Source organism: Streptomyces sp. NPDC026301 (assembly GCF_055567935.1).
Genome location: NZ_JBVHPN010000003.1, coordinates 449,559 through 463,338, shown reverse-complemented (window position 1 = coordinate 463,338; position 13,780 = coordinate 449,559). Strand labels below are relative to the sequence as shown.

General features: G+C 73.1%; 9 protein-coding genes. 3 read left to right on the top strand and 6 right to left on the bottom strand.

The features are described 5' to 3' along the window. Positions 1 to 70: 70 nt before the first annotated feature. Positions 71 to 868 (bottom strand): ABC transporter ATP-binding protein, encoded by a 798-nt coding sequence (locus tag ACZ4MH_RS07770; RefSeq protein WP_351600032.1) that lies wholly within the window; start codon positions 866 to 868, stop codon positions 71 to 73. A 16-nt stretch (positions 869 to 884) separates the two neighbouring features. Further along, a complete protein-coding gene (locus tag ACZ4MH_RS07765; protein ID WP_351600020.1) occupies positions 885 to 1,796 on the bottom strand; it encodes an ABC transporter permease in 912 nt (303 codons plus the stop codon). Positions 1,797 to 1,953: 157 nt separating this feature from the next. On the opposite strand from ACZ4MH_RS07765, the gene ACZ4MH_RS07760 reads away from it, so the two are divergent. Then, entirely contained in the window at positions 1,954 to 2,619 is a 666-nt protein-coding gene (locus tag ACZ4MH_RS07760; protein ID WP_351600018.1) for a TetR/AcrR family transcriptional regulator, read from the top strand. A gap of 71 nt (positions 2,620 to 2,690) precedes the next feature. Here ACZ4MH_RS07760 and ACZ4MH_RS07755 read toward each other — a convergent pair whose 3' ends face one another. The 4 genes from ACZ4MH_RS07755 to ACZ4MH_RS07740 all read right to left on the bottom strand — a co-directional run bounded on the left by ACZ4MH_RS07755 (position 2,691) and on the right by ACZ4MH_RS07740 (position 10,033). Further along, complete coding sequence (locus ACZ4MH_RS07755; RefSeq protein WP_351600016.1) at positions 2,691 to 5,012, bottom strand: bifunctional glycosyltransferase/CDP-glycerol:glycerophosphate glycerophosphotransferase; 2,322 nt, start codon at positions 5,010 to 5,012, stop codon at positions 2,691 to 2,693. Between the two features lie 135 nt (positions 5,013 to 5,147). Further along, positions 5,148 to 6,158 carry a UDP-glucose 4-epimerase GalE gene (gene galE / locus ACZ4MH_RS07750; RefSeq protein ID WP_351600014.1) on the bottom strand — a complete coding sequence of 337 codons (1,011 nt, stop codon included), beginning with the start codon at positions 6,156 to 6,158 and terminating at the stop codon, positions 5,148 to 5,150. Between the two features lie 27 nt (positions 6,159 to 6,185). Next, positions 6,186 to 9,005, bottom strand: coding sequence for a stealth conserved region 3 domain-containing protein (locus tag ACZ4MH_RS07745; RefSeq protein WP_467754396.1), 2,820 nt, complete (start codon positions 9,003 to 9,005; stop codon positions 6,186 to 6,188). Further along, entirely contained in the window at positions 9,002 to 10,033 is a 1,032-nt protein-coding gene (locus ACZ4MH_RS07740; RefSeq protein WP_351601829.1) for a hypothetical protein, read from the bottom strand. Before ACZ4MH_RS07740 ends, ACZ4MH_RS07745 begins: the two co-directional genes overlap by 4 nt. A 253-nt stretch (positions 10,034 to 10,286) precedes the next feature. Here ACZ4MH_RS07740 and ACZ4MH_RS07735 point away from each other — a divergent pair, with 253 nt between their 5' ends. Both ACZ4MH_RS07735 and ACZ4MH_RS07730 read left to right on the top strand, forming a co-directional pair. Further along, positions 10,287 to 12,110, top strand: coding sequence for a stealth family protein (locus ACZ4MH_RS07735; RefSeq protein ID WP_467754408.1), 1,824 nt, complete (start codon positions 10,287 to 10,289; stop codon positions 12,108 to 12,110). Next, positions 12,107 to 13,684, top strand: a complete 1,578-nt coding sequence (locus tag ACZ4MH_RS07730) for a glycosyltransferase family 39 protein (RefSeq protein WP_467754395.1) — start codon at positions 12,107 to 12,109, stop codon at positions 13,682 to 13,684. Before ACZ4MH_RS07735 ends, ACZ4MH_RS07730 begins: the two co-directional genes overlap by 4 nt. Positions 13,685 to 13,780: the final 96 nt, after the last annotated feature.

Sequence of the window (13,780 nt, the reverse complement as noted above, 5' to 3'; positions counted from 1 at the left end):
CCGTGTGAAGCGGTGAAAAGGGAAGGCCCCGGAGCAATGGCTCCGGGGCCTTCCCCCTGTCTTCAGGCTCTTACTTCTTCGTGAAGGCTTCGTACTCCTTGATCACGTCGTCCGTGGGGCCGTCCATGAGGAGCTCGCCCTTCTCCAGCCACAGCACCCGGTCGCAGGTGTCGCGGATGGACTTGTTGTTGTGGCTGACCAGGAAGACCGTGCCGGCCTCCTTGCGCAGCTCGCGGATGCGGGCCTCGGAGCGCTTCTGGAACTTGCGGTCGCCGGTGGCGAGGGCCTCGTCGATCATCAGGACGTCGTGGTCCTTGGCCGCGGCGATGGAGAACCGCAGGCGGGCGGCCATGCCGGAGGAGTAGGTGCGCATCGGCAGGGAGATGAAGTCGCCCTTCTCGTTGATGCCGGAGAAGTCGACGATGCCCTGGTAGCGCTCGCGGACCTGCTCGCGGGTCATGCCCATGGCCAGTCCGCCCAGGATGACGTTGCGCTCGCCGGTCAGGTCGTTCATCAGCGCCGCGTTCACGCCCAGCAGCGAGGGCTGGCCGTGCGTGTAGACATGGCCGCGCTCGGCCGGCAGCAGGCCCGCCACGGCCTTGAGCAGGGTGGACTTGCCCGAGCCGTTGGTGCCGATCAGGCCGATCGACTCGCCCCGGTAGGCGGTGAAGGTCACGCCCTTGACCGCGTGCACCTCCCGCACCCCGGTGGAGGGCTTGCGGCGCACGATCCGGTTCAGCGCCGCGGTGGCACTGCCCCGGCCCGCGCCGGTGCCGTAGACCCGGTACACGATGTGCAGATCATCCGCGATGACGGTGGGGACACGCTCCTCCGCGGTCGCGGCATCCTGCACCGCCGGCTGCTCCAGGTCGGTCTTCTGCTGCTCAGCCACGGCCGTACCGCTCCTCCGCCTTCCAGAAGTACACAAAGCCCGCCGCGCCCATCACGACCGCCCAGCCGGCGGCGCAGGCCCACACGTGCGGGGGCAGCTGCGCGGCGGTGAAGGAGTCGATGAGCGCGAAGCGCATCAGGTCGATGTAGACCGCGCCCGGGTTGATGTCCAGAAGGAACTGGACGACGCCGGGGATGTTCTTCCCCGCGGTCACCACGCTCAAGCTGTACATGACGCCGGAGGCGTACATCCAGGTGCGCAGGATGAAGGGCATCAGCTGCGCCAGGTCGGGGGTCTTGCTGCCCAGCCGCGCCATGATCATCGCGAGGCCGGTGTTGAAGACGAACTGCAGACACAGCGCCGGGACCGCCAGCAGCCACGACCAGCCCGGGAGCTGCCCGAACGCCAGCAGGATCACCACGAGCACGCCCATGGAGAACATCAGCTGCTTGAGCTGCATCAGGCAGAAGGAAATCGGCAGGCAGGCGCGCGGGAAGTGCAGCGCCCGCACCAGGCCGAGGTTGCCCGAGATCGCCCGCGTCCCCGCCAGCACCGAGCTCTGCGAGAAGGTGAAGATGAAGACGCCGGTGACCAGGAACGGGATGTAGTCCGGCACGCCCCGGTGGGTGCCGAGCAGCAGGCCGAAGATCAAGTAGTAGACCAGCGCGTTCAGCAGCGGCGTGGCCACCTGCCAGAGCTGGCCCAGCTTGGCCTGGCTGTACTGGGCGGTCAGCTTGGCGCTGGAGAACGTCGAGATGAAGTGACGGCGATGCCACAGCTGCCGGACGTACTCCGGGAGCGAGGGGCGGCGGCCGCTGACCGTGAGGCCGTACTTCTCGGCGAGGGCGCGCGGGCCGGGGTCCGGCGGGGCGGCGGGGACCGGACGCGTGAGGGTCTGAGACATCAGTCCGCTTTCGTGCGTGGACGCGGGCGCGGCGGGGCCGGCGGCGCCCGCGAGGCTGAAGAACTCACGACGAGACGGCTCCGTATCGTCGCAACCTGAGACTAGGGTGCGGGGACGTCGAAACGCAACCGTTGCGTCGCGACGCTATGCTCCCTGCATGGCAAAGGACCCAGCACCGTCGGAAGCGGTCGCGCCGAAGGCGCCTCAGGATCCGACCGCGCCGGCGCCGCGCCGGGCGCCGGCCGGCGCGGCCGTGCTGCGCGAGGAGAAGACCGCCGCGATTCGCGCCGCGGTGTTCGCGGAGTTGGCTGCCGTCGGGTTCGGGCGGATGTCGATCGAGGGCATCGCGCGGCGGGCGGGGGTCGGCAAGACCGCCGTGTACCGCCGCTGGCGCTCCAAGCTGCACCTCGTCCTGGACGTGGTCACCGCGCTGGCCGCCGAGGGGATGCCGGTGCCGGACACGGGGGCGCTGCGCAGCGACGTACGGATGCTGCTGGAGGTGGCGTCCCGGGCGCTGCGCCACCCGATGGCGGCGCAGATCATTCCGGATCTGCTGGCGGAGGCCGCGCGCAGTCCGGAGATCGCCGAGGCGTTGCGGAGTGCGTTGCACGACAGCCAGGAGTCCATGACGCGGACGATGGTGTCCCGCGCGGTGGAGCGCGGGGAGCTTCGGCCGGACGTGGATGTCCGGCTTGCCCTCGACCTGATCACGGGGCCGCTGTACTGGCGGGTGGTGGTCCTCCGAGGGGGCCTGCCGGCCGGGTACCTGGACGAACTCGCGGCGGCGGTGACGAGCGCGCTCGGGGCGCGGGGCAGCGGGTAAGCGCTCGGCTGCGGGCCCGCTGTGGCTGGTCGCGCAGTTCCCCGCGCCCCTTACGGGGCGCGGTATCCCTGTCAGCCGGCCAGGTCCACGTCCACCTCGCCGGCCTGCAGCGGCAGGGTGGTCACGGCCGGAGCCGCGCCGGCCTCCGCCTCGCGCGGGCTCGGCGCCACCGTGCGCTCCGCGAGCGGTACGACCTCCGGGGTCGGCTTCTGGTCGAGGAAGACGCGGCGGACGACGCGTTCCGCGGCGTGGCCGTCGTCCCACTGGCAGAAGCGGGCGCGGAAGGCGGCGCGGCGGGCCGCTGCCTCCTCGCCGTCCCAGGTGCCGTCGCGGAAGGCGGCGATCAGCTCGTCCTCCGTGGTGGCGACGGCGCCGGGGGTGTCGCCCGGCTCGCCGGAGAGCAGGTCGAAGGTGACGCCGCGGGACTTCACGTACACGTCCCAGTCGTCGGCGTACGTGATGATCGGCCGGTCCAGGTTGGCGTAGTCGAACATGATCGACGAGTAGTCCGTGATCAGCGCGTCGGCGGCCAGGCACAGCTCCTCGACCGAGGGGTGCCGGGAGACGTCGATCAGGGCGCCCTGCTCCTGGAGCTCGGCCAGCCGGGGGTTCTCGCCGTAGAAGTAGTGCGTGCGGACCAGCAGCACCACGTCGGGGCCCAGCTCGCGGGTGACGCGCTCCAGGTCCATCCGGGGCACGTAGCCGGTCTGGTAGTCGCGGACGGTGGGCGCGTACAGGACGGCGGTGCGGCCGGGGGCGATGCCCAGGCGCGCGCGGATGTCCAGGACGTCGGCGGCGGTGGCGCGGTAGTACACGTCGTTGCGCGGATAGCCGGTGTCCAGCGACTGGAAGGAGCAGGGGTAGACCCGCTCCCACTGCTCGGTGGTGTGCTGGTTGGACGAGACGCTGAAGTCCCAGCGGTCGGCGCGCTGCAGCAGCTTGCGCATGCTCATGCCCTTGGCGGCGGCCGGGTACTGCTGCTGGTCGATGCCCATCCGCTTGAGCGGGGTGCCGTGGTGGGTCTGGAGGTGGATCTGGCCGGGGCGCTTGACGACCGCGTCGGCGAAGTTGACGTTGTTGACGAGGTACGTGGCGCGGGCCATCACCTCCCAGTAGCGCGGGGAGCCCACGATCACGTGGTCGGCACCCTCGGGGAGGGTGTCCTCCATGCCCTTCTTGATCACCCACACGCCGTGGATCCGCGGCGCCAGCTCCTTGGCCTTCTCGTAGATCGCGAGCGGATTGCAGGCGGGGGTGCGGTTCCAGTACGCGGCGTAGACGGCCAGGTGCGGGTCGAGCGGGCGGTGCAGCTGGAGCTGATAGAAGCGCGCGTACGCCTGCTTGCCGAGGGTGTGCTTGACCTTCTTCAGCCGCCCGGCCGCCTTCCTGCGGCCCCGCGCGGCCAGCTTCAGCGCGGTGTAGGCGGGGAACGAGCCGCGCGCGAGCGCGTCGTACTGGACGCCCATCACGCCCTTGGGCCGCACGAAGTCGGCGGGCAGGTAGCGGCGGTAGTGCTGGGCCGCGCGGCGGAAGAACTCCGGGCGGGCCGCGGCCGGCACGCGGTCGGGGCGGGCCAGGATGAAGAGATAGTGGTCGATCATGTGCTCGAAGAGGAAGGCCCGCCAGCGGTGCAGCGGGGGCCGCTCCTCGATGAACGCGAAGAGCCGCTCGTACTGGTCGAAGGCGGCGAAGTGCTCCCGGCTGGGGGTGCGCAGGGCGTTCCCCTGGCGGCGCTGCCGGTAGTGCACGCAGACCTGGTCCAGCAGCGCGATGCGCTCGGCGCTGAAGAGCGATTCGTAGACGACGACCGCGTCCTCGTAGAAGCCGTCGGGGAAGCTGAAACCGCCGGCGAGGTAGAAGTCGCGGCGGTACGCCTTGTTCCACACGACGGTGAACAGGCGCAGCAGTTCGGGCCGGTCGTCGATGGTGCCGACCTCGGGGCCGGGCGCCGCGAGCACCTCGGCGTCGCGGTTGCGCTTGGCCTCGCCCCACCAGAAGGTGCGCGCGTAGTCGTAGACCAGGACGTCGGGGTCCTCGGTCTCCGTCAGCCGGCCGGCTATGGACTCCAGCGCGTCGGGCAGCAGGGTGTCGTCGCTGTCGAGGAAGAGGAGGTAGTCGCCGCGGGCGTGCGCCACGCCCTCGTTGCGGGCGTTGCCGATGCCCTTGTTCTCGGCGAGGTGCAGCGGGATCACGCGCGGGTCCCGGGCCGCGTACTCGTCCAGGATCGCCCCGGAGCCGTCGGGCGAGCGGTCGTCCACCGCGACGACCTCGAAGTCGGTCCAGGACTGGGCCAGGATCGAGTCCAGGCAGGCGCGGAGGTAGCCCTGCACCTTGAAGACAGGGACGACGATGCTGAAGCGCGGCACAGCGGCGGAGCTGTCGGGTGCGGGCATTGCGGTAACTACTCCTCGTATCGGACCGGGCACAGATAGCGGAATTGCCCGAAATGGGGGCGGTAACCGCTACCTGTGAGACGGAAGTGACGAGGAGTTGGTTCTGTGTTTGTTTGTTAAATGTAGGGATTTTGTTCAGTCGTGGCGGGCTTCCGGGTGGTGCAGCAGCCAGCCCGCCCAGGCCGAAGCGATCATGTCGCGCACGTCGTGCCGGGCCTTCCAGCCCAGCTCCGCCGCGATCCGGTCGGCCGCCGCGACCACCCGCGCCGGGTCGCCGGGACGCCGCGCCGTCACCTCGGCGGCCCGGTCCCCGTATCCGGTGACCTCCGCGATGAGGTCGACCATCTCGCGGACGGACACGCCCTCGCCGCGCCCGATGTTGAGCGTCAGATCGCGGACCGGGCCGCGCTCGCCGAGCTTGCGGGCTGCCGCGAGGTGCGCGTCGGCCAGGTCCTCGACGTGGATGTAGTCCCGGATACAGGTGCCGTCGGGGGTGTCGTAGTCGGCGCCGAAGATCCGCGGCGCCGCGCCCTCGGTGAGCTTCTCGAAGACCATCGGGACGATGTTGAAGACGCCGGTGTCGGCGAGCTCCGGGGAGGCGGCGCCCGCGACGTTGAAGTAGCGCAGGCAGGCGGTGGAGATGCCGTGCGCCCGGCCCACGGCCCGGGTCAGCCACTCGCCCGCCAGCTTCGTCTCGCCGTACGGGCTCATCGGCACGCACGGCATGTCTTCGGTGACCAGGCCCGCCTCGGTGGCCGGCCCGCTTTGGGTGGACGGCATCCCGTAGACCGCGGCGGAGGAGGAGAAGACGAAGCGGCCGACGCCGCCGGCCGCCACCGCCTCCAGCAGCGTCGCCAGCCCCTGCACGTTCTCCCGGTAGTACAGCAGCGGCAGCTCCACCGACTCGCCGACCTGCTTCTTCGCCGCCAGGTGCACCACCCCGGCGACCTCGTGCTCGGCGATCGTGCGGTCCAGCAGCCCGCGGTCCAGCGTCGAGCCGACGACGAGCGGCACGTCCTCGGGCACCCGCTCCGCCACGCCGGTGGACAGGTCGTCCAGGACCACAGCGCGCTCGCCCGCGCCGGTCATCGCGCGCACCACGTGCGCGCCGATGTAGCCCGCGCCACCAGTGATCAGCCAGGTCATCTCGCTCCTCGCTCCTTCTGCTCCGGGTCAGCCGCGCTCGTACGGCGACGGTACGGGGAAGTACGCGCCCAGGAAGGCACGCACCACCCGGTCCTGCTCGGCGGCCGGCACCTCGGCGTCGGCGGAGTCCCCGATGCAGAAGACGCTGTGGCTGCGGGTGGCGAGCAGGCGGCTGAGGACAGTGTGGTGGTCGTAGCGGCCGGCGTTCGCGAAGGAGCAGGAAATGGTCGCGGGCGTCGACTTCCCGGTCAGGTATCCGTAGTAGTGGTGCAGGGACGAGGCGATGGAGAGATCGGTACGCGCCCGGAAGCGGCTCCCCGCCGTCGCCGCCACCTCCTCGGGGAAGCGGTCGGCGATCTCGGCGAGGACGCTGCGCCGCAGCGGGTGCGGGGCGTGCAGGAAGCTGTGCGTGGCGACCCGGCCGAACTCCCGCTTCAGCAAAGCCCGGTTGTTCTTGGCGGCGGCGAAGTAGCCCTCGTCGTCCTCGGTGACCTCGCCGGGCGGTACGGCGGTGGGCGAGCGGAAGAAGTGGGCCGTGCCGTTGCTGTGGAAGAACGCCGACGGCGGCACCGGACGGCCCAGGAACACGTCGTCGTTGAAGTACAGGAACTGCTCGGACAGGCCCTCGATGCGGTGCAGCTGGCTCTCGATGGCGTGCGAGTTGAAGGTCGGCAGCAGGGAGGGGTCCGCGAAGAGCTCGCGGTGGTCGACCACCTTCAGGCCCGGGTGCGCGGTGTCCAGCCAGTCGGGCACCTGGCCGTCGGTGACGAGGTGAACGGTGCGGACCCAGGGGGCGTACATCGCCAGCGAGCGGAGCGAGTGGCGCAGTTCGTCGCGGCTGCGGAAGCGCGCGTCGCCGCTGTCCACGTGGTCGGTGGCCAGGCCGGCCGCGCGCCGGGCCGCGTCCCGCCGCTCCCGCCAGGCCGGGTCGGCGTCGTCGACCCAGGTGTAGACGACGTCGACGGGGAAGTCGACGTCCCACATGAGGGTGTCGGTGAAGGCGGCGAGCGTGGGGTGGTCCCGGTCGGCGACCCGCCACTTGGCCGTCGGCTCCAGGCCGGGCAGCCGCGGCCCGAGCAGGGTCGTACCGCGCGGGGCCTCCCGCCAGCCGTCCTCGTCCAGGGCCCAGAACTCCACGGTGCAGCCGAACCCCGGGCCGTACCGCAGGGTGCGGCTCTCGCTGGTCACCGGCTTGAAGACGCGCACCCCCGCGACCTCGCCGGCCTCCCGCAGCCGCTCGGCCAGCAGCGCACCCGGCGCGTGGCCGCGCGGCGAGACCAGCTCCCCGTACACCGGCTCGCCGGCCAGCTCCTCGGCGAGCGCGGCCAGCGCCCGCTCCCGGTCCTCCACGGCCACCGCGACCCGGTGCGCGAGCGCGTCGTCGCGCAGCAGGACGTAGCCGATGCCGTGCGCCGCGAGCGCGTCGGTGGCCAGCTCCAGGTTGCGGTCGGCGACCTGTGGCGCGGTGAGGTCGTCGCGCAGCTCGGCGAGGCGCCCGGCGGACCGCACCAGCCGGCCCGTCCGGTCCTGGGCCTTGAGCAGCACCTCGCGGGCCTTCTGCGCGTCGGCGGAGGCGGCGAGCGGGCCGCCGTGCGGGGCCGCCACGCTGAACGCCCGGCCGCCGCCGGCCGCGATGCGCAGCGCGGTGCGGTCGGCGCGGGCCGCGAGCCGGTCGGGGCCGTCGCGGCGGGCCACCAGCTTCTCGAACAGCCGCTCCCACTCGGCGGTGACCCGCTCGCCGGAGAAGCGCTCGTACACGCCCGCGCGCGCGGCGCTCCCGTACGCCCGCAGCCGCTCCTGATCACCCATCAGTTCGCCGAGCGCCGCGGCCAGCGCGTCGACGTCGCCGGGCGGCACGAGCAGCCCGTCCACGCCGTGCCGGACGATCTCGGCGGGCCCTGTGACGATGTCGTACGCGACGACCGGCACCCCGGCGGCGAACACCTCCAGCAGTACGAGTGGGAACGCCTCGTTCCGGGACGGCAGCAGGCACAGGCTCGCCTTTGCCCACTCCTCGGCCATCTCCCGCGTCCGGCCGAGGAGTTCGACCCGGTCGTGCAGCGCCAGGCCCTCGATCAGGTGGCGCAGCCGGACCTCGTGCGGCCCGTCGCCGAAGATCCGCAGCCGCCAGTCCGGGTGCTCCTCCGCCACCTGTGCGAAGGCCCGTACGGCGTGGTCGAGCTGCTTCTCGGGGGTCATCCGGGCGGCCACCACGATCGTGCGGCCCGCGAGGTCGGAGCGCGGGCGGTAGCCGTCGGGCACCGCGTTCGGGATGGCGGGGAGCTCGGGCGCCGCCGGGCCGAGGGACTCGCGGAACCATTCGGCGGTGCGCTCGGTCAGCGACACCAGCGCGTCGATGCGCGGCGCGTACCGCAGCAGCGGCTCGCCGCTGACGCCGCGCAGCTGGGAGGCGCGGTGCTCCTGGTGCACGGTGATCACCCGGCCCTGCACCAGCTCGGCGGCCGCGGCCATCAGGGCGGGCGTGGTGGTGACCAGGACGTCGGTGTCCAGGGCCGCGAGCGCGGCGCTCAGCTCGATGTCGGAGAGCCGGTTGAAGGTGTGCTCCCAGGCGGGTTCGATCAGCTCGCTGGGGAGCGAGGTTAGGGTGCGGCAGGCCGCCTCGTCCAGGCCGCTGCGGCGCACCGGCCGCTCGTACGGCCCGGTGCGGTCGATCAGGTAGCGGCGTCGGATGTCCCGGCCGGAAGGGAAGAACGGCTCGGCGCGGGTGCGGAAGACGCTCAGTACCTCGACGTCGTGGCGCGAGGCGAGGTGGGCCGCCTGGGTGTACGCGGCCATTTCCGTGCCGCCCATCTCGTCGCCGAGGGTGAGCAGGAACGTGATCCTCATGGCCGGTCCTCCGAGGGCTCGTGGGCGCGGGCGGGCGTGGCGTACGCGGCGCAGCTGACGGCGAGGGTCCCGGCGGCGGAGAAGTGGGCGTGCACCCGCAGCAGCTGGCCGTCCGCGAGCGCTATGGAGCGGTAGGGCGTACGGAAGACCCGCTTCGGGTGGCGTACGTCGGTCAGCCGGCGGCCGACCTTCAGGCGGGTCCGCCCGGACCGCAGCCGTACTTCCCAGGTGTGCTGGACATGCCCGTCGGCGGCCATCGCGGCCAGCGGGAGGTCGGCCGTGAGGTGGCCGGCGCCCTGTTCCAGCTCCATCGGCAGCACGATGCCGCCGCTGCCCTGCCGGACGGCCTCGGCGGTCCAGGCGGCGTGCCGGGGCAGCGGGCCGACCAGCCGCACCTGCACGGTGACCCGGTCCCAGCGCAGGCCGAGCGCGACCAGCTCGGCCTGCGGGGCCGGGGCCGTCACCTTGAGCAGCGCGTGGCCGTCGGCGGACCGCACGGGGCGGAAGAGGGCGCCGCTGTCGGGGTCGGGGGAGCGCGGGAGGGTCGGCCCGCCGCCGGTGCGGTGCGGGGCGGCGCCGAGGCCGGCCAGGACCTCCCGGCCCGCCGTGTCGGTCACGGCCAGGGACAGCCGCCAGACGCCGGGGCCGAGCGCGAGGGCGCCGGGTTCGGCGGACGCGGCGGGCTCGTCGTGCGGGGCGAAAAGCAGCGGGGCCGTGGCGGTGAGCAGCAGCGTGCCGTCGGGCTGGAGCTCGGGGGTCAGCGGGGCGGTCCTGCGGTGGCCGCGGTGGTCCAGATGGAGCAGCGCGGTGCCGATCCCGTGGGCGCGGCGGGGGTAACGCACCGCGAGGTTCAGGGTGCGGCCGCCGAGTACGGAGAGGTGGACGGGGCGCAGGACGGGCCGCGGGCGCAGCCGTGCGGCGAGCACCGGGACGGTGTCGACGCGCTCGATGCGGCGGCGTACGCCGGCCGCCGCGCGGCGGGCGCGGCGGCCGGCTTTCACCGCTCGGGACAGCAGGGCCTGATCCATGGCGGGCCGGTGCTCCCTTCCGTGGGACGCGGGGCGGCGCCCGTTGGGCGCGTGGCAGGGCATCCTTTTTGTCCCCTGGCGAGTCATCCCTTGAGTGAGCTTCCCCCTGTGGGGGCGGAAGCACCCGCGGGTGTCCGGGTGCACAGGGGATGTGTACACGGACTTACGGCGTCATAGTTGCATCAAACGCCCATAGGGGTAAACGACCGGACCGCGGGGAGACGCGAAGGGGGAGACCGGAGTGAGTGCACAGATGGGACAGCGGACCGCCGAGCCACGCCGCCGGCCCGTACGGCATCCGGGTGCGCGCCGCGCCGGAGGGACGGTGCGGCGGATCAACCCGGAGGCATCGACCCTGGTGTCGGTCTACCGCAAGGCGGTACCGGAACACCTGCGGCGGGCCATCGCGACCCGCTCCACCCCGGAGCTGCGCCGCCGCATCAAGCAGCAGGTCAGCTGGCTGGCGACGGCCCGACATCTGGACGGGCTGCGCACCCGGAGCGTGGCGCTCGCGCACCGTGCCCTCGCCGCCGGGCCCGGCCGGGCCGTCACGATGGCCGACGGGCACCCGCGCATCGCCCTCGTGCAGCACGACCTCTCACCCGCCCGGGCCCGCCGCGACAACCTGGTCACCGTCACCGAGACCCTGGAGCAGGCCGGCGTCGACCACTTCTGCGTACGCGGCAAGGAGCGCGGCCGGGGCGTGGTCGCGGTGGCCGAGGAGGACGGCTCGCGGGCGCTCGCCGCGCTGGCCGCCCGGTGCCGCGCGCTGCCCGGCTACGTCTCCCTGCTGGCCCCGGGCAACGAGGTCCGGCACACCGCGCCCGGTTACGACTCCGGCGGCTGGCACCGGGCCGGGCGTGCCGGGCTGTTCCGGGTCACCTGGTTCCGTACCGACCCAGGGCGTTCGCTCGTACTGGACGAGGCGTACGGCTGCGACGTGGAGTTCTGGCCGCGCGAGGAGGACCGGCTGATCGCCCCGCGGCGGAACGCCGTCACCGAGTGGGTGCCGGCGCAGGGGCGCCGGATCAGCGTCCCCGCCGCGCTCTTCACCTGCCCCAACGGGTCGGGCGACGACCGCACCCCGCAGGTGGCCACCTACCGGGACTTCACCGTCCCGCTGCCCGGCGACATCACCTTCCCCATCGACGTCGTCTACACCTGGGTGGACGGCGCCGACCCGGCCTGGCTGGAGCGCCGCGCGGCGTGCACCGGGCAGGCGTACCACGACGAGGCGGCCAACGCCGCGCGCTACGCCAACCGTGACGAGCTGCGCTATTCGCTGCGCTCGCTGGACATGTACGCGCCCTGGGTGCGCGACGTCTACCTCGTCACCGACGACCAGGTACCGCCCTGGCTGAACACCGCGCACCCGCGCGTGAAGGTCGTCAGCCACCGCGAGATATTCACCGACACGAGTGCGCTGCCGACGTTCAACTCGCACGCCATCGAGAGCCAGCTGCACCACATCGAGGGCCTCTCCGAGCACTTCCTCTACTTCAACGACGACGTCTTCCTCGGCCGGGAGGCGTCACCGCACGACTTCTTCCTGGCCAACGGGCTGACGAAGTACTTCCCCTCGCCCGCGCTGGTACCGCTCGGGCCGCCCGGCGACGACGACGTCCCGGTGTCCGTCGCGGGCAAGAACAACCGCGCGCTCATCGAGGCCCGCTTCGGCACCACCCCGGTGCAGAAGATGAAGCACGTACCGCACGCCCTGCGGCGCAGCGTCCTGGACGAGATAGAGCGGGAGTTCGGCGCACAGCACCGGGCGACCGCCTCGCACCGCTTCCGCAGCATGGACGACATCTCCATCCCGTCCTCGCTGCACCACTACTACGCCTTCCACACCGGCCGCGCGCTGCCCGCCGACATCGCCTACTCCTACCTCGACCTCTCCCGGCCGAACGCGGCCAACCGCCTGGACCGGCTGCTCGCCCGCCGCGACCGGGACGCCTTCTGCCTCAACGACACCCAGTCGGAGGAGACCGACCTGGCGGCCCAGCTGGCGCTGCTCCGGCCGTTCCTGGAGGCGTACTTCCCGCTGCCGAGCCCGTACGAGCTGCCGGAGCCATGAGCGGACCGGGCGTCGCGGACCCCGAGGAGGAGCGGCCGCCGTCCGCGGCGCCGGGCGGCCGTGCCCCGCTGACCGTGCGCGGCGGGACGCGCGCGCGGCGCCGCGCCACCGCCGTCGCCGTCCTCGTCCCCTGCGCGGTCATGCTCGCGCTGGGCCTGTGGGGACTGGACCGCGGCACGCTGTGGCGGGACGAGGCGGCCACCGCGCAGCTCGCCCGCCGCTCGCTGCCGCAGCTGTGGCACCTGCTCGGCACCGCCGACGCGGTGCACGGCCTGTACTACGCGCTGATGCACGGCGTCCGCGCGCTGCTGGGCGACGGCGAGGAGGCGCTGCGGCTGCCGTCCGTGCTCGGCGCGACGGCCGCCGTCGGGCTCGTGGCGCTGACCGGCAGCCGGCTGGCCGCGCCGCGCGTCGGGCTGTGGGCCGGGCTGCTCTTCGCCGCCTTCCCCACCACGAGCCATTACGCGCAGGAGGCCCGCTCCTACGCGCTGGTCACGGCCGGCGCCGCGCTGTCCACGCTGCTGCTGACGACCGCCGTACGGCGCGGCCGTGCACGGGACTGGACCGGATACGCGGCCGTCACGGCGCTCACCGCGCTGCTCCACGAATGCGCCGTGCTGGTGCTCGCCGCGCACGCGCTGACGCTGCTGATCTCCCGGGTGCCGCGCGCGGTGTGGTGGCGCTGGGCGGCGGCGGCCTGCGCGGTGGCCCTCGCGCTGCTGCCCCTCGTGGCGCTGTCCCGGGGCCAGAGCAACCAGCTGAACTGGCTGTATCCGCCCGGGCTGCGCGCCGCCTGGCTGCTGCTGCGGTCGTTCGCCGGGCCGTCCGTGCCGGTCGTCGTGGCCGTGTGCCTCCTGCTGGCGGTGGCCGCCTGGCGCCCGCTGCCGCGCCGGGGCCCGCTCGGCCTGTCCGCCGTCGCGCTGCCGCTCGCCCTGCTGCCGCCCGTCCTGCTCTTCGCGGCCTCCCAGCGGTACCCGGTCTTCCTCGACCGCTACCTGCTCTTCTCGCTGCCGGGTGTGGCACTGGCCGCGGCGGCCGGGGCCGAGCGGCTGGTGATCGCGGCGGCCGTACGGCGGTCCCGGCGGCTGCCGCCGCGCCTGGTGGCGGCGGTGGGCGCGGCCGCGGTCGCCGCGGCGTTCCTGTGCCAGCTGCCCGCCCAGCAGCGCGAACGGCTGCGCACCGGCCGCCCGGACGATCTCGCGGCGGTGGCGGCGGCCGTCGCGCGCCGCGCCGCGCCCGGGGACGGCGTCTTCTTCGCGCCCACCTACGAACGCCGGGTAGGACTCGCCTACCCGGAGCGGTTCGCCGGCCTGACGGACCTCACGCTCGGCGCCACGGGCGCGGCGTCGGGCACGCTCTACGGCCGGGACGCGCCGCTCGCGGAGATCCGGGCGCGGCTGGCCCGCACCGGCCGGGTCTGGCTGGTCGCCGCCGACGGCGTGGACCGCACCCACTGGTTCCGCCACAACGACCACGAAATGGCCAAATGGCGGCTGCTGCACACGCTCTTCGCACAGCGGTACTGGCTGAACGGCCCCGGCGGCAATGTCGCTCTCTTCGTACGACGGAACTGAGCGCGGCGGAATACCTCGTACGCGCCGACCACCGCCCGTATTCCGGAATTCCGGGCGGCCGGCGGCTAGTGTCCGGCACCGCGATTTCCGTCGAGA